15 protein-coding genes are annotated in these 21,837 nt (G+C 53.2%); 14 read left to right on the top strand and 1 reads right to left on the bottom strand.

Going from position 1 to position 21,837, the window contains the following annotated elements; genetic code table 11:
- Positions 1-140 precede the first annotated feature (140 nt).
- The 6 genes from ACR02O_RS10515 (at position 141) to ACR02O_RS10540 (ending at position 8,096) form a co-directional block, all read left to right on the top strand.
- Positions 141-605 (top strand): SRPBCC family protein, encoded by a 465-nt coding sequence (locus ACR02O_RS10515; protein WP_458137100.1) that lies wholly within the window; start codon positions 141-143, stop codon positions 603-605.
- A gap of 92 nt (positions 606-697) precedes the next feature.
- On the top strand, positions 698-1,240 hold the full coding sequence (locus tag ACR02O_RS10520) for a hypothetical protein (protein ID WP_319963160.1): 543 nt from the start codon (positions 698-700) through the stop codon (positions 1,238-1,240).
- A gap of 306 nt (positions 1,241-1,546) precedes the next feature.
- Positions 1,547-5,179, top strand: coding sequence for a pyruvate:ferredoxin (flavodoxin) oxidoreductase (gene nifJ / locus ACR02O_RS10525; RefSeq protein WP_458137101.1), 3,633 nt, complete (start codon positions 1,547-1,549; stop codon positions 5,177-5,179).
- On the top strand, positions 5,172-6,185 hold the full coding sequence (locus tag ACR02O_RS10530; RefSeq protein ID WP_458137102.1) for a dihydroorotate dehydrogenase-like protein: 1,014 nt from the start codon (positions 5,172-5,174) through the stop codon (positions 6,183-6,185). The genes nifJ and ACR02O_RS10530 overlap by 8 nt, the downstream gene beginning before the upstream one ends.
- A 9-nt stretch (positions 6,186-6,194) precedes the next feature.
- Positions 6,195-6,554 carry a DUF4186 domain-containing protein gene (locus ACR02O_RS10535; protein WP_458137103.1) on the top strand — a complete coding sequence of 120 codons (360 nt, stop codon included), beginning with the start codon at positions 6,195-6,197 and terminating at the stop codon, positions 6,552-6,554.
- 111 nt (positions 6,555-6,665) lie between these two features.
- Entirely contained in the window at positions 6,666-8,096 is a 1,431-nt protein-coding gene (locus ACR02O_RS10540; RefSeq protein WP_494523333.1) for a glutamate-cysteine ligase family protein, read from the top strand.
- Between the two features lie 148 nt (positions 8,097-8,244).
- On the opposite strand, the gene ACR02O_RS10545 is transcribed toward ACR02O_RS10540, so the two are convergent.
- A complete protein-coding gene (locus ACR02O_RS10545) occupies positions 8,245-8,601 on the bottom strand; it encodes an Imm51 family immunity protein (protein WP_101055290.1) in 357 nt (118 codons plus the stop codon).
- Positions 8,602-8,865: 264 nt separating this feature from the next.
- Between ACR02O_RS10545 and ACR02O_RS10550 the strand changes: the two genes are divergently transcribed.
- The 8 genes from ACR02O_RS10550 (at position 8,866) to ACR02O_RS10585 (ending at position 21,795) form a co-directional block, all read left to right on the top strand.
- Positions 8,866-9,906 (top strand): M14 family metallopeptidase, encoded by a 1,041-nt coding sequence (locus tag ACR02O_RS10550; protein WP_494523334.1) that lies wholly within the window; start codon positions 8,866-8,868, stop codon positions 9,904-9,906.
- 104 nt (positions 9,907-10,010) lie between these two features.
- Positions 10,011-11,381, top strand: coding sequence for a hypothetical protein (locus ACR02O_RS10555; RefSeq protein ID WP_494523335.1), 1,371 nt, complete (start codon positions 10,011-10,013; stop codon positions 11,379-11,381).
- A gap of 9 nt (positions 11,382-11,390) precedes the next feature.
- Positions 11,391-12,872, top strand: a complete 1,482-nt coding sequence (locus ACR02O_RS10560; RefSeq protein WP_494523336.1) for an N-acetylmuramoyl-L-alanine amidase — start codon at positions 11,391-11,393, stop codon at positions 12,870-12,872.
- A 234-nt stretch (positions 12,873-13,106) separates the two neighbouring features.
- Positions 13,107-14,249, top strand: coding sequence for a response regulator (locus tag ACR02O_RS10565; protein WP_494523337.1), 1,143 nt, complete (start codon positions 13,107-13,109; stop codon positions 14,247-14,249).
- Between the two features lie 49 nt (positions 14,250-14,298).
- Positions 14,299-18,225: a PAS domain S-box protein gene (locus ACR02O_RS10570; RefSeq protein WP_494523338.1), complete on the top strand. Its 3,927-nt coding sequence runs from the start codon at positions 14,299-14,301 to the stop codon at positions 18,223-18,225.
- A 556-nt stretch (positions 18,226-18,781) separates the two neighbouring features.
- The gene (locus ACR02O_RS10575) at positions 18,782-19,708 is read left to right on the top strand and encodes a LysR substrate-binding domain-containing protein (protein ID WP_171695860.1); all 927 of its coding nucleotides are present in this window, start codon (positions 18,782-18,784) and stop codon (positions 19,706-19,708) included.
- Between the two features lie 231 nt (positions 19,709-19,939).
- The gene (locus ACR02O_RS10580) at positions 19,940-20,455 is read left to right on the top strand and encodes an RNA polymerase sigma factor (protein WP_458137108.1); all 516 of its coding nucleotides are present in this window, start codon (positions 19,940-19,942) and stop codon (positions 20,453-20,455) included.
- 68 nt (positions 20,456-20,523) lie between these two features.
- Positions 20,524-21,795 carry a FecR family protein gene (locus tag ACR02O_RS10585; protein WP_458137109.1) on the top strand — a complete coding sequence of 424 codons (1,272 nt, stop codon included), beginning with the start codon at positions 20,524-20,526 and terminating at the stop codon, positions 21,793-21,795.
- Positions 21,796-21,837: the final 42 nt, after the last annotated feature.

Genomic DNA, 21,837 nt, shown 5'->3' on the forward strand with positions numbered 1-21,837 from the left:
CTTGCCTCGCCTGCGGGTGTTCTGATGACCGGGCTCTCGTATCCGCGTCACTGCGGTGCATAAGCAGCACTACCGCAAAAATATTTTTACGGTAGATTGCTGGCTATCGCAGTAGCTCAGCATCGTCGTCCGCCAGTATCATGAAAATTTACCACATCCACCGCCAGCAACGCTTGGCGCTCAGTCAGGAGCAGGCGTGGGCGTTCTTTTCCTCTCCGCACTATTTAAATCAAATTACGCCGGAGTTTTTTCATGTCGATATTACTTCGCCGGTGCCCGAGGATATTTACCCTGGCTTATTGATCCGTTACCGGATGAAGGCGGTTTTGGGGGTGCCCATGTCCTGGCTGTCGGAAGTCAGCCACTGCGATAAGCCCAACCGGTTTGTCTATCAACAAGCGGTTGGTCCATTTGGATTCTGGAGCCATGAAGTGTGTCTAAGACCTTGCGAGGAGGGCATCGTATTGGAAGACATCGTGTTTTATACGATGCCCTTCGGCTGGTTGGGTCAGTTGTTGCATGGCTTTATCGGCGATAAGTTGCAGCGTATTTTCGATACGCGCCGCGATTATCTGCAAGCAAAGTGGGGCGTTGGCGGGCCGTAGCGCATGCAATTTGGTATCGGTTTGGCAGTTGACTTTTTTTAACCGCAGGCATCTAATCAAGACCCTGCACATTCAACCTGAAGGAGACGAATATGGCTCAAGACAAAGGTTATTTGGATCAGTCCGGCAATCAAGTGGTTGCTATCGTTAAAAATCTGGACCGCGATGTCGAGCGCGGGGAAGATACCGTCATGTTGGGATATGGCTTGGTATTGCTGGCGCCGGCTTTCGCTCCCTTGTTGCCGCCCAGTATTCTGTTGCCGCTGATGGCGATTGCCTTCGCGGTATCGGCGACTGCGGCGCGTCTGCATTTTTACAAAATGGCTCGCAAGCTCTCGGTTGCCTTGGATGAACTGGAAAGCCGGGATAAACAGACTTTTAAGCCGATCACCGACGTATTCGCCGAGCATCCCCAGCAAACACTGGCTGTCGCTTTTAACCCGTTAAAAAATTTGAAACGTAGCGCGAAAAGCATACTCGGTGGCTTGATGATCAACCCGTTTTGGGGGCCGATTTTTTATATGTTGGGTGTGCAGTTTGTCGAGGATAAACAATTGGTAGTGTTGAATAAGGCCGTGATTGCAGTCGAAGATCAAGTGATGCCTATCGTACTGCGCGACGACTGGGCTGAATAAACGCAGGATTTGCAAATGTTAGGCGGCGGATAAGCCGTTGGGGGAGGAATAATCAGCTTGAGTCTATGGGTTTTAGGCTATTGTTATCGGTGGCAGCCATTGTCCAAAAGTACAGTTATACACAGAAGTTGTGGATAAACTTGTGATCAAATCGTGAGCAAACCAGCCAATCGCCCGTCCTGTTTGGGACATCTTTAAATTGACTAAAAATTAGTCAGGCAATTTTTGACTATGCTTAGAGCATCATAAAAAAGCCGTCGGCTTTGCCCGACGGCCCCCCGTTTTATTTCCTGAAAAGGTTATCCCATGCAAAAGCAAACCCTCACCATCGACGGCAATCAGGCTGCGGCCAGCATTGCTTATAAACTCAATGAAGTGATCGCAATTTACCCGATTACCCCGTCCTCGGCGATGGGCGAATGGGCCGACGAATGGGCCTCCCGCGATCAACCCAATCTTTGGGGTACCGTACCTCGCGTAGTCGAACTGCAAAGCGAAGCCGGCGCGGCCGGCACCATTCATGGCGCGCTGCAAGCCGGTACCTTGGCCACCACCTTCACTGCCTCGCAAGGCCTGTTGTTGATGCTGCCGAATATGTACAAAATCGCCGGCGAACTGAGCCCGACGGTGTTTCATATCGCCGCCCGTTCACTTGCTTGCCAGGGCTTGTCGATCTTTGGCGATCATAGCGACGTGATGGCGGCGCGGATGACGGGCTACGCGATGTTGTGTTCCAACTCGCCGCAAGAAGTGCAAGATTTGGCGCTGGTCGCGCATGCCGTGGCTTTGCAAAGCCGCATCCCGTTCATGCATTTTTTCGACGGCTTCCGCACCTCACACGAGGTCGCCAAAATTGTCGAGATCGACGACAGCGTCATTCGGGCGATGATAGATGACAGCTGGGTTAGCGAGCATCGCGGCCGGGCCTTGACGCCGGATAAGCCGGTGCTGCGTGGTACCGCGCAAAACCCGGACGTGTATTTCCAGGGTCGCGAGTCGGTTAATCCTTACTACGCTGCACTCCCGGAGATTGCCCAACAAACCATGGACCGGCTAGCCGGTTTGACTGGCCGTCAATACCGCTTGTTCGAATACGTCGGGTCGCCGCAAGCCGAGCGAGTAATCGTGATTATGGGTTCCGGCGCCGAAGCGGTGGAAGAGACCCTGGAATATCTGAATCGCCAGGGCGAAGCGGTGGGCTTGTTGAAAGTGCGCTTGTTTCGGCCGTTTTCACCGCAGCATTTGATCGACGCCTTGCCGGCCAGTTGCCGAAAAATCGCGGTACTGGATCGCACCAAGGAACCGGGTGCCGACGGCGAGCCTTTGTACAAAGATGTATTGGCCGCCGTGGCCCAAGCCTTCAGCGACGGCGAAAAATTTACCAGCCTGCCCAAAGTGGTGGGCGGCCGCTACGGTTTATCGTCCAAGGAATTCACGCCGGGCATGATCAAGGCGGTTTACGACGAACTGAAAAACGACAGACCGAAGAATCACTTTACGGTCGGCATCAACGACGACGTCAGCCACACCAGCTTAGATTGGAACCCCGCTTACCGCACCGATACCCACGATCAAACCTTTCAAGCCATGTTTTACGGTTTGGGTAGCGACGGCACCGTTGGCGCGAACAAAAATACCATCAAAATCATCGGCGAAGAAACCGATTTATATGCCCAGGGTTATTTTGTTTACGACTCTAAAAAGTCCGGGGCAATTACCGTGTCGCATCTGCGCTTTGGGCCGAAGCCGATTCGTTCCACCTATTTGATCGGTGAGAACGACGCCCAATTCATCGGCTGTCATCAAACCGTATTTCTGGAACGCTATGACATGCTGGCCAACGCTGCCGACAAAGCGGTGTTTCTATTAAACAGCCCTGCGTCGCCTGATGAAGTTTGGGAGACATTGCCGCGCAAGATGCAGCAGCAAATGCTGGATAAGAAAATCCGTTTTTATCTGATCGACGGCAACGCGGTAGCGGAAAAATCCGGTATGGGCAAACGCATCAACACCATCATGCAGACTTGTTTTTTTGCGATTTCCGGGGTGTTGCCGCAGGAGCAAGCCATTGCCGCGATTAAACATGCCGTCGAAAAAACCTATGGCAAAAAAGGCCAGCGCATTGTCGATTTAAACTTCAAAGCCATCGACGAAACTTTGGCTGGCTTACGCCATGTGCCCTTACCCAAGCAAGCCGACAGCGGTTTCGATATTGCCGCGTTGATTGCCGATAGCGCACCCGAATTTATTCGTCGCGTCACCGGTGAAATCATCGCTGGCCGTGGCGATGCCTTGCCGGTCAGTGCAATGCCTGTAGATGGCACCTTCCCGACCGGCACCGCTGCCTACGAAAAACGCAATCTGGCGCTGGAGATTCCGGTCTGGGAAACCGATTTGTGCACCCAGTGTGGCAAATGCCCGATGGTTTGTCCGCACGCGGCGATCCGCAGCAAAATCGTGCCCAGCGAAGCCTTGAGCAATGCGCCCGAAACCTTCAAGCACGCGGCGATGCTGGGTAAAGATTTTCCTGCCGGCCTGTCGATCAGTTATCAGGTGGCACCGGAAGATTGTACCGGCTGCGGACTTTGCGTTGACATTTGTCCGATCCGCGACAAATCCAACGCCAGCCGCAAGGCCTTGAACATGCGGCCGCAAGCGCCGCTGCGCGAACCGGAAAGTCAAAACTGGGATTACTTCTTGTCCTTGCCGGAATACGATCGCCGCTTATTAAAAACCAACACCATCAAAGGCTCGATGGTGTTACAGCCTTTGTTTGAATTCTCCGGCGCCTGTGTCGGTTGCGGCGAAACCCCGTATGTGAAGCTGGCATCACAACTATTCGGTGACCGGATGGTGGTAGCCAATGCCACCGGCTGTTCGTCGATATACGGCGGCAACTTGCCGACCACGCCCTGGACCAAAAATCCCGAGGGAAGGGGGCCGGCCTGGAATAATTCCTTGTTCGAGGACAACGCCGAGTTCGGTTTGGGCATGCGGGTGGCAATCGATAAACAAGCTGAGCATGCGGCCGAATTACTGGTATCGCTACGGGAAACCTTGGGCGGCGAATTGGTCGATGCGATTTTACACGCCGACCAAGCCGATGAAGCCGGCCTTTACGAACAACGCCAACGCGTCGCCGAATTAAAACAGCATTTACCCTCGCTGAAGCAAGCAGCCGCGCAAGCCCTGTTGCCCCTGGCGGATTATCTGTGCAAGAAAAGCGTCTGGATCATCGGCGGCGACGGTTGGGCTTATGACATCGGTTATGGCGGTCTGGATCATGTATTGGCTAGCGGCCGTAACGTCAATATCCTGGTGTTGGATACGGAAGTGTATTCCAACACCGGCGGTCAGACTTCCAAATCTACACCGCTGGGTGCGGTGGCCAAGTTCGCGGCCGGTGGTAAGGCCACCGCGAAAAAAGATCTGGCGCTGCTGGCGCTGGACTATGGCAATGTTTATGTGGCTCATGTGGCTTATGCCGGCAAGGACACACAAACCCTCAACGCCTTCTTGGAAGCGGAAGCCCACAATGGCCCGTCCATCATCATCGCCTACGCGCCTTGCATAGCCCACGGTGTGGATTTGTCCAACAACCATAGACAGCAAAATCTGGCAGTAAAAAGCGGGCATTGGCCTTTGTTTAGATTCAATCCCGGCCGCATCCAGCAAGGCAAGAATCCGATGCAATTGGATTCTGCGGAACCGTCGGTGCCGCTGCGCGAGTTTGTGATGAGCGAAACCCGCTTCAGCATGCTCTGGCAAAGTCATCCCGACCATGCCGAAGCGTTTTTGAAACAGGCGCAGCAGGACGTTAAAAACCGCTACCGCTACTATCAACAACTGGCCGCGCTGGAATGGAGCGATGCCACCAGTGTCGCGGCAGCCAAAGCCGCACTGAAAGCCGATCTTGCCCAGGAGAGCCAACATGGTTGATTTAACGACAAATTATTTGGGCCTGAAACTGGCGCATCCTTTGGTGCCTTCAGCATCGCCGCTGAGCAAGGACTTGGACAGCGCCCGCCGCCTGGAAGATGCCGGCGCGGCGGCCATCGTCATGTCTTCCTTGTTTGAAGAAAAGATCGAAGCCGAACAGCAACAGATGGAGCGGTTTTTTTACGGGCAGGGCATAGGCTATGGCGAGGCCGATTCCTTTCATCCTGTGCCGGACCATATTTTGACTTACCAGGAACAATATCTGGAACATCTGCAACGCTTGAAAAGTAGTTTGCATATTCCGGTGATCGCCAGCCTGAACGGCATTTCCCAGGGCGGCTGGATCGAATACGGCCAAGCCTTGCAACAAGCCGGGGCCGACGCCCTGGAACTGAATATCTACCATCTGGCGGCTAATGCCGATGAAAGCAGCGAAATGGTGGAAAACCGCTATCTGGATATTTTGCGGGAGTTGAAAAGCCGGGTGAGTGTGCCGCTGACCTTAAAACTCGGTCCGCAATTCAGCTCGCCGATTCATTTCGCCCAACGCCTGGAAGCCGCCGGTGCGGATGGTATTGCGATATTCAACCGGTTTTATCAGCCGGATATTGATTTGGAAACCCTGGAAGTGGTGCCGAAACTGCAATTGTCTTCGCAAGCCGAAGCCTTGCTGCGTATCCGCTGGACGGCCTTGCTATATGGTCGCGTGAAATTGTCCTTGGCGGTCACCGGTGGTTTTCACCATAGCGCGGATGTGATCAAAGCCTTGCTGGCGGGCGCGGACGTGGTGCATCTGTGCAGCGTGTTGTTGGCGCAAGGTGTGGGCAAACTCAGCGAAATTCGCGCGGAGCTGGAACAATGGCTGATCGAACACGAATACGATTCCATCAACCAACTGAAAGGCAGCGTCAGCCAGCAACACGCCATAGACCCTAGCGCGTATGAGCGTGCCAATTACATCCATGTATTGGACAGTTACACGCCGTCCGCCGGTGTGTTGAGATAGCCTGAAGCCGTGCGGGATTTGGATGAACTATTCGCCGGTTTGGCTAAATCCAGATTCCGCAGCCAGTTTCGTTTTAATGCCAAAGACCGGGATTATCTAAAGAGCAAAGGCCTGGAAACGGTATTGAGCCACGCCAGGGACTTTGTCGAAAAGCGCCTGGCCGCCGCCGAGCCGCGCAATGACGGCAAACAAACCCCGTTTCGCGGCCATCCGGTATTCGTCGCGCAACACGCCACCGCCTGCTGCTGTCGAGGATGCCTGGAAAAATGGCATAAAATTCCGCAGGGCAGGGAGTTGAGTGACGACGAACAAACCTATGTTTGTAATGTGTTGGAGCGGTGGTTAAAGATTGCTGTTACCGATATTTAATCAGCCAGATAACGGCAGATATGTAATTCGCATAAATGGATTAAATTCGTGCTTTAGCTGCAATGGTCTTACTATTCCCCGCTATTCCGCCGGACTACGAGCGCAAATGTCATGGGTCAAGAAATTCATGCCGCAATCTATCAAGATGCCGACTTTCAGAGTTTCCGCGAGCGTCTATCCGCAGAAACCGAACTGCTCGGCAGGCTGATTAACAGCCGCGCTTGTTCGGAAGCCGAGCCGGTGGCTGGTTTTGAAATCGAAGCTTGGCTGCTGGACGACAACATGCGGCCGGCACCGATGAATCAGGACTATCTGCACTCTTTTGCCCACCCGATGGCCGGTCCGGAACTGGCCAAATTCAATATCGAACTGAACACGCCGCCGCTGGCGTTGACCGGCGACGTATTCAGTCGCATGCATCAGGATTTGCAAAACACCTGGCAGCAAGCCGAACAGCACGCCCGGCAACGGGATTTGCATTTGTTGGCGATAGGCACCTTGCCAACCTTGCAGCAAAGCGATCTGCATTTGGGCAATATGTCGGACATGAATCGCTACCGGGCCTTGAATCAACAGATTTTGCGCTGCCGAGGCCGGCCGATTGTGCTGGATATATGCGGGCATGAACATCTGAAAATAGAGCATCACGATGTGATGCTGGAGGCCGCCACCACCTCGTTTCAATTGCATATCCAATGTCCTTTGAACATTGCCCATCACGTTTACAACGCGGCTATCATTGCTTCGGCGGCGATGGTGGCATTGGCTGCCAACGCGCCGTTTTTGTTTGGTAAGGATATCTGGGCGGAAACCCGTATTCCCTTGTTCGAACAGGCCATCGCCACCGGCGGCTATGCCGGGGCCGCCGACGGGCCCTTGCACCGGGTCAGTTTTGGCTCCGATTTTGCCCGGCATTCGATCCTGGAATGCTTTGTAGAAAACCAGCAGCATTTTCCGGTTCTGCTGCCGGAGTATTTCGACGATGCGCCGGAAGCGTTTCAACACTTACGCCTGCATAACGGCACGATCTGGCGTTGGAACCGGCCGCTGGTGGGTTTCGATGCCGACGGTACGCCGCATATCCGTATCGAACACCGTACGCCGGCCGCAGGGCCGACCGTACTGGACATGATTGCCAACGCCGCCTTTTATTATGGACTGGTGAAAAATCTGGCCGACGAACGGCAAGCGGGCGGGGCGGAGTTATCCTTCGCCCAGGCCAAGGATAATTTTTATCAAGCGGCGCGGCACGGTTTGGATAGCCATGTCGTCTGGTTTGGTGAACATAAACTACGGTTGGCGGTGCTGATCGAGCAGGAGCTAGTGCCGCGTGCCGTTCAGGGCTTGCAGGCTTTGGGCATCTGCACTGCTGATTGTGAGAATTATCTGGATGTGATTCGCCAGCGCCTAGCCAATCAACAGACCGGCAGCCACTGGCAGCGGCGGTTTATCAAGGAAAATCCGGGCGAATTTGCGGAGCTGACGCGGGTTTATTTGCAGCGGCAGCGGAGCGAGGAAGCGGTTGCCGGGTGGGGGATATGAATAAGCACAACATCATTGTTCCCACGCTCCGGCGTGGGAACAGGGTTGCACGACGCTCCAGCGTCCCGATGTGCACCGCTGGAGCGGTGCGGGCTACATTCCCACGCTGGAGCGTGGGAATGATAAACAAATGTTCTACGCCAACCGATCAATCAAGTTCAGCCCGTGACAGCAGATCTCGAAGTACCTCTTCGTTGTTAAAGGCCAATGACATTGCTTTTCCGAGACGTTCCAGCGCAGAACGTGATCCTTGTGCGGAAAACATTCCCGCCTCCGGATCGAAATCGAGCTCATCTTGTAAATCGGGCAGTTGTTCGAATAGTACGACTTGAGCAATTGAGTTCCAGTCGTAACCGTTGCCATTCCAGCCTTCGTCAGCCCGCTCTTCGAATACATGCAATTTCTCAACCATATCCTGGTCGGAAAGTATTAGAGACCGGTATTCTCCCGAGTCGAGAAGAACGAAAGGCGCATAGGTAGTCTTGTCTGTATTGTCTTTATCCATAAGGACCTCGGGATGTAAATTTAGTGAAATGTAGCGGGTGCGTAGATCGGAAATGCCATTCGCCTTTGCCCTGAGGGTACTGAGTTTAACGAAGGGCCAGCCACCTCAGGCTTCTGCGAGCTCAGCCTTAACGGGGCACCAGGGATAAATAGGGCCGGGTTAATAAGGCTGTGGCCCGGTAAGCATAGGTGGTTTTCCCGGTTTCATTTATGTCAGCCTGAAAATAACGATAGAATTGCTCCAAGCAAATCAGTTAAATTCGTTATGCCACAGATTTCACTCGCCAATTGCATCCCCAAACAATTCGACAGCCTGCCAAACGGTTTGCTGGATATTTCGGTTAATAACCTACACACCCTAATCCCCGGGCCCACGCTTTTCCACCTCCCCGGCAAACGCCCGGAAACCCTGTTCGTCTCAGTCTTGCTGCACGGCAACGAATCCACCGGCTTCCTGGCCGTGCAAAAGCTGCTGCAAAAATATCATTGCCAAAGCTTGCCGCGCGGCTTGACGCTGTTTTTCGGCAATACCCAGGCGGCGCGTTTCAATTTAAGACGACTGGACGGCCAGCCGGATTTCAACCGCATCTGGCCCGGCAATGCGTTACCCGAGTCGCCGGAGACGATTTGGGCGGCGCAGATTTGCCAGATCATGCGCGAGCGCAAGGTGTTTGCCAGCGTGGATGTGCATAACAATACCGGTTTGAATCCGCATTACGCCTGCATCAACAAATTGGATAAGGATTTTCTGCATCTGGGTGCGCTGTTCGGCCGCTTGCTGGTGTATTTCACCCATCCCAAGGGGACGCAGTCCAGTGCCTTTGCCGAGTTTTGTCCGGCGGTGACTTTGGAATGCGGCCGTCCCGGCCAGCCACACGGTACCGAACATGCGTTTCAATTTCTCGACAGTTGCCTGCACTTGCATGAATTTCCAGCTCAACCGGTCGCGAAGCAGGATGTGGATCTTTATCACACGGTCGCGCAAGTGACTGTTGCCGAAGATGTCAGTTATAGCTTTAGCGATGCCACGGCCAATCTGCGTCTCGATCCGGAACTGGAAAGCCTGAATTTCACGGAGATTCCGATCGGCACCGTATTGGGGACAACCGATTCTGCACAAATGCCGTTGATCGCCAGGGACAACGACGGTAAGCCGGTGACCGAGCAATTTCTGACTGTTACGGATGGCCAGGTGCAGATCACCCGGCAAACGATGCCGTCCATGCTAACCCTGGACGAACGAGTCATCCGCCAGGACTGTTTGTGTTATTTGATGGAGCGCTTGGCTGTGGAGACTGGCATTTGAGTTTGTGTTGCGGCGGGAAGCGCTTAAAACCAAAATCCTGGACGCCGCTTTTGCGGGAATGTTAGATTCATTCGGCCGCAACGGCCTTCCAAAGGAGAAGAATAATGTTGAAGTCACTCGACGTGTTACTGGGTTTATCGGTGGTGATGTTGATCGTCAGCATGGCGGTAACCTTAATCAGTCAGGGCATTTTGAATTTACTGGCCAGCCGCGGCCGCAATCTGCGCACCGGTTTGGCCGACTTGCTGGAATTGTTGGATGCCCGCTTTTCCCGAACCGAGGCCGAGGCCATCGCCGCCTTAACCCTGACGCAACGGACTATCGGCGGCCGCTGTCGCTGCCGACTGCCGGCGTGGTTGCAATTTTTTCAGTTCGGCGAAGTGATCCATCGCGAAGAATTTATCAAGATTTTGCTGGATTTAGCGGCTGGCTACGATGTGTCGATCAAAACCGAATTCGAACAGATCAAAGCCAGGCTAGCCAATAAAACCATCAATGTTGGCCAAGCCACGGAGGCCCTGGAGAGCAAACTGCTGGAATATCCGCTGTTTTTTAAGCGTCTGGATATTGAAGCTTTGCTTGCCAAGATCAAAAAAGAAAAGGCCGAAACCAAAAAACAAAAATTTCAGCAGTTGGAGAAAATCGTCGCCGGACAAATCGATCTGCTGGGCAAGTTGAAATCCGTGCTGCACGACAATGGTATCGAAGATCCGGCCTCTACCTTGAAAAACGCGCGGATGCTGGCGCTGGAATTTGAAAAATCCAACCCGGAACTGGCGCACGACGTGCGCGAGGCCAATGCCTTGCTACAAGAAGCATCCAGCGATTTTCTGGCGAAAATATGTTTGAATTTCGACCATTTGCTTGATCGGGTCAGCGTCAGATTTACCGCCACCACCCGGGTGGTCAGCGTGGTCAGCGCCGCCTTGGTAGCCATCGCGTTGCAGCTGGATACGGTGTATTTGATCAATCGGCTGTCCATGGACGAGCAAATGCGGGCGACTTTTGTGGCATTGGCCCCTTCGATAACGGAAGATACGCAAGTAAAGGATGCAGTTGAACCAGCCGCTGCCAAAGCTAGCGGAGAGCAGGATACCGAGACCTCGGCTGACGAGACTGTTACAGCCAAAAAAGGCCTCGATCTGGAAAAGCAAAAGTATTATCTGAATTTTCTAGCGGAACAGGGTTTGATCAGCCTGCCCGTCGACCGGGAAAACTGGTGCAAACATTGGAAATTGGTGAGTATTCCCGGTTTGATTTTGTCGATTTTTCTACTGAGTCTGGGCGGGCCGTTTTGGTATAACGCTTTGAGTAAGCTGGTGCAATTGCGCTCCGGCCTTGCTCGCAAGGATGATGAGCAGAAAGCTATTCGCCAAACCACGCAGGCGTCGGGCGGCGATCCGCAAAACCCCGACACTTCGCCAACGCCTAATCCGTTACAAGGCGAACGTGGCGATATGAAGGCGCAGGGCTGAGGAGGCCGTATGGATAAGCAATGGATAGGCTGCGCGCCGGGTAATTTTCGGGTCGCCCGCCCAGCAGGTTTAAAGCCGGAAATTATAGTTTTGCATACGACTGATGGCAGCTTGACGAATGCCGCTATGTGCTACAACAAGCCGGGCACGTTGCAGTCTGTGCATTACGCCATCGGCAACAACGGTGAGATTCATCAATATGTCCAGGAAGCCGACACAGCCTTTCACGCCGGCTTGGTAGTCAATCCGGCTGCCGAATTTATCAAGCAGCGGCCCAACACCAATCCCAATTTTTTCTCGATTGGTGTTGCCTTAGAAGTGTCGGTGCTTGGCCCGCCTACGGCCACGCAATTAGCGGCATGCTCGAAATTAATCAGGGAAATTGCCGACCGCTGGCATATCACCGTCGATGCGGATCATGTGTTGTCGCATAGCGCGATTCGCGCCTCGGTAAATTGTCCCGGTTCCAGCGTCGATATTTCAGGTCTGATTGCGGCTGCGTTACCCGATCCGGCAGTCAATTTAGTGGCCGGCAACCAGGTGGGTTTGCTGAGTAAAGTAAATCTCCGCAGTCGCGCATCTGTCAGTGCACCGGTGCTGCGCGTCTTGGATGCCGGCAGTAAAGTCGAGGTTGTCAGCTTTACGGCGGGTGATGTGGTGTCCGGCAACGGCTATTGGTATCAGGATAAAGACAATTGTTTTTTCTGGGCGGGGGCCACAGATCGGCCCAATCCGCGGGTATTGCTAACGCCGAACGAAGACGAGGCGAGTACCGATACTATGCTGCTCCGTGACCAAGCTGCCGCTGCGGTTGCCGGTTTGCAGATCAATCGCTCCCGATTCCGCTTGCCGGCTGGGCAGTTTTTTCCCGAGCGGCCGAAAAAAGATCTGATTGTTTTGCACTTCACTGCGGGTTCGTCTGCCAAGTCGGCGTTCGATACCTGGATCGGCGATGCCCAACATATTGCCGCAGCTTATCTGGTGGATGTCGACGGCACGGTCTATGAAGTGTTCGACCCGACGCAGTGGGCTTATCATCTGGGGGTGAAGGGTTTTAACGGCCGGCTGGATCAACGTTCAATAGCGATAGAAATTGCCAATGTCGGGCCATTGCGGCCGGCGCCGGATAATCCGGAAGTCTTGAATTGGTGGCCGCCGCGTCGGGGCCAAACCCAGTTATTCGGTACTCAATACTGCGACAAAACCCAAACCGATAAATATAGGCAAACCAGCTATCGGGGCGAGCAGTATTTCGCTACTTTTCCAGCGCAGCAGGTAGAAGCGATTCGCTTGTTGCTGAACGATTTATGCGGGCGATTTTCCATACCGAAAACCTTGCCTCCTAAAGCCAAGCAATTTGAACGCGATCTGGATTTTTTCCAAAGTTATTCCGGCATCGCCAGTCATGTGAATTTTCGTAGCGATAAATGGGATATAGGCCCGGCCTTCGATTGGGCGGCGTTGGCTATTGCCAATGCGCACGGCGCCTGATTCGCGCTTGTATACGCCAATCCCGCTGGTGATCAGGTATTTGTGGCGCCTTATCACAAGCTTATTCTCACAACCGATGCGGCCGTCACAGTTCTTCCCGGCCGTCGGCATGAATGTTCGCTGCGGCTGTTAAGATGGTTTAAGTAAGCGGTCAGGCAATTTTGGCCCGGACCGCTATGCTTATTTGGCACACGCTATCGCCTCACCCGCAAATCCAGCAACCCAGGAAATATCATGCCCGAAAAACCGTTCTGTATTTTTGTAGTGGATGACGATGCTCTGTTGCGTTTGGTCATAACCGACCAATTGCAGGGGCATGGCTATCAACTCCACGAGTTTGCCAATGGCGAGGAATGTTTGGCCGCCATGGATTTGGCCCCCAATCTGATTTTGTTGGATATTGAAATGCCGGGCCTCAGCGGTATCGAGGTATGTCGGCAGATTCGCGCTGACGGCAATGACGATGTGCAGGTCATGTTTGTGTCTGCCCACGACGATCTGGAGATTTTACTGACCGCATTTGATGCCGGCGGTAACGATTTTATTCCGAAAAACGCCAAAAAAGACGTGCTTCTGCGTAAGGTCGATTTGGCTATCGAAGCCGAGCAGCAAAAACGGCAACTGCAATCGCAACTGTCTTACGCACAAAAAACCGCATTTACCGCTATGTCCAGTTTGGGCGAAACCGGCACGGTATTGCAGTTCTTGCGCTCATCGTTTCAATGTGTGTCGTTTCAGCAATTGGGCAGTTTGTTAATCGAGACCTTGCAGCAATACGATCTAAACGGTTTGGTGAAATTGACCGATACCGTGAACGAATACGACTTTAGTCCGGAAACAATCTGTACGCCGCTCGAAGCCTCCATCCTTACCTACGTGACTAAGTTGGGCCGGATTTATCAGGCCGGTGATCGCTTGGTGTTTAATTTTCCGCACGTGACGCTATTGGTGACCGGCCTGGATACCGACGATCCGGATGCGATTGGCCGCTTGCGCGATCATCTGGCGATACTTGCCGAAGGTGCCGGTGCCCGTATCGAAGCCATGATCAGCGAACAACAACGTCTACAGGAAGCGAATGCCCGCCTGGAAGGCGTGAGAGAGTTGACCGATTTATTGATCGAGATCGAGGCCAATCAACAAAGTAATCACTCGCAGATGGTGAATTTGGCCGAACAGCACAAAATGAACATGGAAAGCGCCTTTATTCATTTGGGGTTGACCGATAGCCAGGAATTTTTGCTGAACGGTTACGTGGACGAACTCACTTCGCAAATGGACAACTTGTTCGAGAACGATAACAAGCTGGCCTTGCGGCTGAACCAAATTGTCGAAAAACAAAAAGCCTTGCTGTTATCGGCCCAAGATAGCCGCTAAATACCCGTCCGAATCGCTACCGATCTAACATTCGCACCGAGGATTGCCTATGCAAGCTTTGTTTTCGCCCGCTGTGGCGCTGATGAATCGATTGAGTTTCAGCAAGAAGTTTGTGGTGATAGGTTTTCTGTCGTTGCTGGCGGTTGCCGTGGTGTTTTACGCTCTTTATCAAAGTCTGAACCGGGTGATATTGGATTCAGAGCGCGAACTGCAGGGACTGTTACAAATCAAGCATATTACGCAGACCATGCAATCTGTGCAGCAGCATCGCGGTATTACCGTGGCGGTGCTCGGCGGAATAGAGAGTTTGCGCGATAAACTTGACGTATCGGAAGCCAAAGTCGCTGCGGCCTTATCGGCTTTGGGGCCAACGCTGGCGGCGGATTCGTTGACCGCTTCGGCATACGCGGATATAAAAAACGATTGGGAGCAACTCCGGCAAAACGCCGCCAAGCAAAGCATTGAAGAAAGCTACCGCTTACACAGCCGTTTGGTCGAGAAGTTATTGGATTTAGAAGAACTGATTGGCGAGGAATCCTTGTTGTTCACCGACTCGAATCTGGATTCCTACCATCTGATCATGCTGGTAACCGAGCAAATGCCAAAGGCCCTGGAAGGCGTTGCGCAATTGCGTGCGTATGGCATTGGGATACTGGCCAAAAAGCAGATTAGCGCTCAGGAAAAAATCGAGATTTACCTGATTAAGGACAGAATCGAATCCGGCATCAGAGTCATTGAAGAAACGACTCATGACTTTAAACGCTATAAACCGGAACTGCACCCGATACTCGCCACCACCAGGGAAAATATTGTCAACGCAGCCAGGCTGATTACTCAGCATGTGATTGCCGATATTGTGGAGGAAAAATTCTCCATCAATCCGGAATACTTTCATTCCACCGTTACCTTAGCGCTGGATACAGCGTATGCGGAAATTTACGACAGTTTTATCCCGGCAGCCGAACAACTGATCGAGGCCAGAATTGGCGTGGCGAAAACCACGCTAGCGCTGAGTATCGGCATCCCCGGCTTTATATTTATGCTGATCATTTATTTTGCGATTGGCGCCCATCTTGCGGTGAGCCAATACGTGGAGAGGCTGGCGAAAACCGCAAAAGCGTTTGCCGGCGGCGACTTTCAGCAAAGAATGCCGTTAACCCTGCGTGATGAAATCGGGCAGGTTGCGGAGAGTTTTAACGAAATGGCCGATGGCTTTGCGGCGCTATTGGCTGCGAGGCGCGAGGACGAGATCCGCATCCGCAGTATTGTCGACACCGCGTTGGATGCTTTGGTGCAGATGGACGCCGATGGTTTTATCAATGGCTGGAATCGCCAGGCCGAACAAATATTCGGTTGGCCGGCCACCGAAGTCTTGGGCCGCTTGTTGCATGATGTGATTATTCCGGAGCGTTACCAACAAGCTCATCAGCAAGGCATACGGCGCTATTTGGATACCGGGCGCGGAACGGTCTTGAACCAGCGAATTGAAGTGGTGGCGCTGCACCGTGACGGGCATGAGTTTCCGATTGAATTGGCCATCACCCCTAACAAATTGGCAAATGCTGTCGAGTTCAGCGCCTTTATCAGAGACATTTCCGCGCAAAAACAGGCGATACAGACTTTGCAAGCCAGCGAACAGCGGCATCGGGCGCTGTTCGAATCGTCTCGGGATGCGCTGATGACCCTCAGTGCCAGCCGTGGCTTTATCTCAGCCAATACGGCAGCAATCAACCTGTTCGCCTGCCGGGATGAGCAGGCGTTTTTAGCGCAAACCCCGGCCTCATTGTCGCCGGAATTTCAACCAAACGGCCTATCATCCGCCGAGCTGGCCAATGAAAAGCTCGAGCAGGCCATCGCCGAAGGCTCGGTGATCTTCGAATGGTTGCACCAACGCTTAACCGGCGAAACCTTTTACGCCGAAGTGCAACTCAGCCGGGTGGAGATCGACAACGAAATTGTGCTGCAGGCCACGGTGCGCGACATCAGCGAAAAAAAGCGTGCCAAAGCGGCACTGATGACCAGCGAAGCCAGGACTAGGGCGGTACTGCGGACCATGTCCGATGCCGTGGTGTTGATTGATAACAAAGGCATCATGCTGCTGGTTAACGACGCCATTAGCGATTTGTTTGGCTATGAGGAAGACGAGTTATTGGGGCAAAATGTGAAGATGTTGATGCCGGAGCCTTACTATTCCGAGCATGACGGTTACTTGCGTCGGCATCTGGACAATACCAAGGAACGGGTGATGATCGGCCGGCGAATCGAAGTGGAAGGCAAGCGTAAGGATGGGCTGCTGGTGCCGATAGAGTTGAGCGTCAACGAATTGATGGACGATTTTGGTAGCACTTACATTGGGGTTATGCGTGACATCAGCCATCGCAAAGCAGTAGAACAAGCGCACGAAGCTGCGCGTTTGGAGGCGGAGCATTTGGTGCATATGAAAAGCGAGTTTCTGGCCAATATGAGTCATGAAATTCGTACACCGTTAAATGCCATTATCGGCCTGGCCAAAATGAACCTACGCGATAATGCCGGGCGGAATATGCAGGAAAACAGCGCCCGTATTTACGATGCCGGCATGCATTTGCTCAGTGTGGTCAACGACATCTTGGATTTCTCCAAAATTGAGGCGGGCAAGATGACTTTAGACGAGCATCCGTTTCGCCTGGATGCGTTGATTCAAGATGCTATCAGTCTGGTGGATATGCGTGCCAAGGAAAAGCAACTCGATTTAATAGTGCATCGTCCCCAAGATTTGCCGGAATGGGTGATTGGCGACCCCTTGCGCTTAAGGCAGATTTTGGTGAATTTATTGTCAAATGCGGTGAAGTTTACCAATCATGGCTATGTCAGCCTGGAAATTTATCGGCAGAAAGACATGACGGACATCAGCGTGACGGACAGCGGTATCGGCATGACCGCCGAGCAGATTGGTCGTCTGTTTACCGCTTTTCAGCAAGCGGATAACTCTACCACCCGTAAATTCGGCGGCAGCGGCTTAGGTTTGGCAATTAGCCGGGATCTGGCCAACTTGATGGGCGGCGATATTGTCGTCAAAAGTACGTTGGGGACAGGCAGCAAATTCACTTTGACTGTGCCGCTACCGGCGACGGATGCCGGTGTCGAGCATTCGGCCAATTATCATCAGGACAATGGCGGGCGCTTGCGCGGTTTGAGAATATTGGCTGCGGAAGACGTGGCTTTAAATCGCTTGGTATTGGAGGATTTGTTGAGCCACGAAGGCGCGCAGGTTACTTTTGCGGAAAACGGCCAACAGGCGCTGGATCGCTTGGAGGAAGCCGGCTATGCCGGTTTCGATGCGGTGCTGATGGACATTCAGATGCCGGTCATGGATGGTTATCAGGCTGCCCGGCGTATTCTGGAAATCGCGCCGGATTTACCTATCATCGGTTTGACCGCTCACGCCATGCCGGAAGAGCGGCAGCGCTGTCTGGAAACGGGCATGCGGGATCGCGTTACCAAACCCATCGATGCCAACGCCCTGGTCGGTGCGTTGCGGCAGCATGTGCCCATCAGCAAAGTGTCTGACGACGCAAGCGGAAAAGCTGGTGTCTCCGCGGTAATTGAAATTCCGGAAGCGGCAAATGAGGCTATGGTGGCGGTAGCGACTGAAGGCTTGATCGATTGGGAGGCCTTACAGCAGCGTTTTGACGGTCGTCAGGCCTTTATAGACAAGTTGATCGACAACGCCTTGGACGGCGCGCAGCAGGCGAATGTCGATAAACTAAGACTGGCCGCTGAGCAGCGCGACTATGCCGCCATTAAATTTGTGGCGCATAACTTGAAAGGTTTTGCCGGCATTTTCGAGATTCAGCAAATACAGAACTTGGCGCAGCAAACCGAGGTGGCCGCCAAGGATCAGGCCGAAGAAGCGATGGTACTGGCCGAAGGTTTGGCCAATGCGCTGGAAACGACTCTGGCGGAGTTGCAGCGTAAACGGACTGTCGCTGGTTAGGGCCTCCGAAACTATTTATGCCATCAGCCACGTCGTCCGCAGCCTCGGAGAGGCCGCTTTCACGGTAGTGGCGACATTTAAGGGGCGACCGCTCGTCATCATCCCAGGAAAGGATTTCCCGGTCCTATATTGCACACCGTTATCCCTTTCGTATCCTCAGGGGCATAAAGGCTGAGCTCGTTGAAGCTCTGGCTGGTTTGCATTCCGCAGGTTCTGTGCCCGCAAGGGCATTGAGGCGAACGGTAGTTAGTGGCCGGGTTACTAATCATCGCTTGATTGCCCCGATGTGCTTAGACTGGTGACGAAAAAAATGGCGGGTCTATGCAACCCGCCATCAAAACATCCCTGTCGCTAGGAGGAGGTTTGCCTCTCACTAACAAAAGCCGACAAAATCACCTGGTCGATTTGTCATGTTAATGAACGGAACCTCTAAATTAAAACGATATAATGTGATTTTTATATCGAAAGAATAGATTGTCATTGCAACGTCGAATTACAGTATAGGTTAGTAATAAAATTTTGCTTTGAATCCCGGAATTTTTTTAGGAGCACGCCTATGAATCTTAATCAATTGGAATTGCTGCGAGTTTTGCAGGAAACCGATTGCAACTTGAGCAAAGCCGCGGAAAAAATGCACGTGGTGCAGTCGGCGGTCAGCCGGCAACTCCAGTTGTTTGAAATAGAAGTGGGCTCGCCGCTGTTCGTCAGACAGGGAAAAAAGCTCACGGGTCTGACGCCCTTGGGCGAAAAGATCATGGAAGAAGTTGATTTAATCAATCAGGCTAAAAAAAATATCCAACTGATTGCCGACGACTTTCTGGAAAATAGTAACGGCACCTTACGGATAGCGACTACTCATACGCAGGCTAAATATTTACTGCCGGAACCGATAGGCCGGTTTAGGCGCAAATATCCGGGCATTAAAATCTATATGGTGCAATCGTCGCCGGATAATCTGATTAATTTGTTACATAGGCATCAAGCCGACATCGCCATCTGCACCGAAAAACTGGACGAAGACGACAAATTAGTAGTCAAGCCCTGTTATCACTGGCATCACGTCGCCGTGGTGCCACTCGGTCACAGGCTGGCGGAAGGCGAAATAAGCCTGCAACGGCTATCAGCTGAGCCGATTTTGACCTACACACCTGGTTTTACCGGTCGCTCGACGATAGAAAAAGCCTTTCATAACGCCCATTTACCACTGGATATTACCTTGGCGGCGGCCGATTCCGACGTGATAAAAACCTATGTGCGTTTGGGAATGGGCGTGGGGATAATTGCCGGTACGGCTTACGAAGCCAGCAAGGATGCCGATTTGGTTGCCCTAGACCTGTCGGGTTTGATACCCAGTTCCACAACTAAGATTGCTTACCTGAAACAACTTTACGTACCCAATTACTGTCGATATTTTATCGACGAATTGCTGGCGGAAGCCGCGCGGAAAAGCCGGGAAAGAGGCGAGGGGTTTGACGAATGTTAAGCTGTCGGACCATGGCTGTGGGTGGGCCGTCTCTGTCGGTTAGATGTAGCAAATATGTGTGAAACGGGGGGCTAGACCAGCTTTATTTAACATAGATTAATAAAAAACTATCGGATTTGGCGTCTTGCCAATTTTCTAGCTGTTTGATTGCGCAAAATATTTCTAGTCCGGCTTTAAATTTGCTGGTTACTTTCGGTTTAAGCCCTGATACCGAAACCCTTAAGTCGGCAAATGTCTTTTCCAGTCCATCAATCTCTCCAAGAGCTATACGTCAGTTGCCACGGCGAGTTGGAGACTGTGCTGTATTCGCGTGTACGCTGCCGGGAAACCGCCGCCGACATTTGCCAGGAAGCCTTCGTGCGCTTATGCCGCAGCGAGGACTTGGGTAGCGTCGGCAATCTAAAAGCCTATCTGTTCCGTACCGCGCAAAATCTGGTGATTGATTACTATCGCAGTCAAACCGTGCGCCATGCCGCGATTGTGGAATGGCCGGACGATACGCCGCCGGAAGCCGAAGACCTGCGCTGCGCGGAAACTGTGGCGCTGGGCGAGGAGGATTTGGACCGCCTGATCGAGGGCATGAGCAGCCTGTCCCCGTTGTGCCAACGCATTTTTTACCTGAACCGCTTCGAAGGCCTGAAGCAGCGCGAAATCGCCGAAACCCTGAATATCTCGGTTCGCACCGTCGAAGAGAACATCAAAAGGGCATTGCTGCAATGTGCTAAAACCCTGGATGAATTCGAATAGCGTCTGTGGTTTAGGCCTCCGGCCTCGTCTATGATATATCTCCCCCACCGTTTAACCAGGAATTAACCATGTCCACCGAACCGATGTCGGATAATGCCGAGCGTTTGCTGGAACAGGCTTGCGCTTGGTTAAGCCAATTGCATTCCGGTGATTTTTCCACGTCCGCGCGGCAAGAGCTGAATGCCTGGCGCGCCGCCGACAGCGCCCACGAACAAGCGTGGCAACGCGCCGAAGCGCTGTGGGCCGGTTTGGGACAACTGCGCGGCCGCCGCATTATTCCCGGTGCGCAACCCTTGCCCGGGGAGGGAAGCTTAACAGCCAAAATACAACCCTCTCCCTCTGGGAGAGGGCAGGGTGATGGGATGCAAACTAACGCTTTGACGCATTTTGATTCCCTCGCTCCAACCCTCTCGGTAATCGATCCCGACATTACCCTATCTTCTGTATCGATGCAGTCGTCCCGAGAAGAAAGCGAGCTTTTACGACAGTCTCCAGGGCAAGGTGGCAGGCAAGCGCAGGCAGCGGATGTGCTGGCTGCAAGTTCGATTGCCATGCTGGATTCCCGTCGGCGCGGAAATGACAGCCCCAGGGATTTTAAAGTCCGGGTCAATACCAGAACCCGCCACCCTAACCGATCCTTCCGTTTGGCTTTAGCCTGTTGTGTAATGCTGGCAGTCACGCTCACCGCGCTGTATCCGCCGGCATTCTGGCGGGCAGACTATCTCACCGGTAAGGGCGAGCAACGCACCGTGACCTTGGCCGACGGCTCGCGGGTGATGCTTAACACCGCCACGGCCCTGGCCATCCACTTCGATGCCGGCACGCGCCGGGTGGAGTTATTAGCCGGCGAAGCGTTTTTTGACGTGGCTAAAAATCCGCAACGGCCGTTCGTGGTCGCGGCTGCCGGCAGCGAAGTGCGGGCAGTGGGCACCGCCTTCGCCGTAAAGCGACAATCCGAGCATACCGAGGTGGAACTGGTCGAAGGGATAGTTGAAATACAAGACGCGGGGCAGCAACACCAAGAACGCCTGACGGCGGGACAGTCCGCGTCGATAGGCGCCAACAGCATCGCCCTAAAAAGCGCCGGCCAACCTGACAGCATGGCGCTGTGGCGGGCCGGCTATCTGCAATTCGACGGCTTGCCGCTAAGCGACGCCATTGCCCAAATCAACCAATATCGTCCCGGCCGCGTCGTGTTGCTGAATACCGCGCTGGCCGACAAGCGCATTAGCGGCCTGTTTCGCTTGGACGCGCTGGATCAAGCCATCGCCAGTTTAAAAGCCGCCGTACCGGAGCTGCAGATTGTCAACGTTACGCCTTATTTGGTGGTGTTGCGTTAACAGGAAAGGCTAAAGCCAACAGTAATTCCGCCGGTAGATACT

This window comes from Methylomonas sp. PHL2-19, assembly GCF_059331595.1.

Bases quoted from the DNA above. Each gene is read 5' to 3' on its own strand.
- ACR02O_RS10515 (WP_458137100.1), top strand. From the start codon at position 141: ATGAAAATTTACCACATCCACCGCCAGCAACGCTTGGCGCTCAGTCAG.
- ACR02O_RS10520 (WP_319963160.1), top strand. From the start codon at position 698: ATGGCTCAAGACAAAGGTTATTTGGATCAGTCCGGCAATCAAGTGGTT.
- nifJ (WP_458137101.1), top strand. From the start codon at position 1,547: ATGCAAAAGCAAACCCTCACCATCGACGGCAATCAGGCTGCGGCCAGC.
- ACR02O_RS10530 (WP_458137102.1), top strand. From the start codon at position 5,172: ATGGTTGATTTAACGACAAATTATTTGGGCCTGAAACTGGCGCATCCT.
- ACR02O_RS10540 (WP_494523333.1), top strand. From the start codon at position 6,666: ATGGGTCAAGAAATTCATGCCGCAATCTATCAAGATGCCGACTTTCAG.
- ACR02O_RS10545 (WP_101055290.1), bottom strand. From the start codon at position 8,601: ATGGATAAAGACAATACAGACAAGACTACCTATGCGCCTTTCGTTCTT.
- ACR02O_RS10550 (WP_494523334.1), top strand. From the start codon at position 8,866: ATGCCACAGATTTCACTCGCCAATTGCATCCCCAAACAATTCGACAGC.
- ACR02O_RS10555 (WP_494523335.1), top strand. From the start codon at position 10,011: ATGTTGAAGTCACTCGACGTGTTACTGGGTTTATCGGTGGTGATGTTG.
- ACR02O_RS10560 (WP_494523336.1), top strand. From the start codon at position 11,391: ATGGATAAGCAATGGATAGGCTGCGCGCCGGGTAATTTTCGGGTCGCC.
- ACR02O_RS10565 (WP_494523337.1), top strand. From the start codon at position 13,107: ATGCCCGAAAAACCGTTCTGTATTTTTGTAGTGGATGACGATGCTCTG.
- ACR02O_RS10570 (WP_494523338.1), top strand. From the start codon at position 14,299: ATGCAAGCTTTGTTTTCGCCCGCTGTGGCGCTGATGAATCGATTGAGT.
- ACR02O_RS10575 (WP_171695860.1), top strand. From the start codon at position 18,782: ATGAATCTTAATCAATTGGAATTGCTGCGAGTTTTGCAGGAAACCGAT.
- ACR02O_RS10580 (WP_458137108.1), top strand. From the start codon at position 19,940: ATGTCTTTTCCAGTCCATCAATCTCTCCAAGAGCTATACGTCAGTTGC.
- ACR02O_RS10585 (WP_458137109.1), top strand. From the start codon at position 20,524: ATGTCCACCGAACCGATGTCGGATAATGCCGAGCGTTTGCTGGAACAG.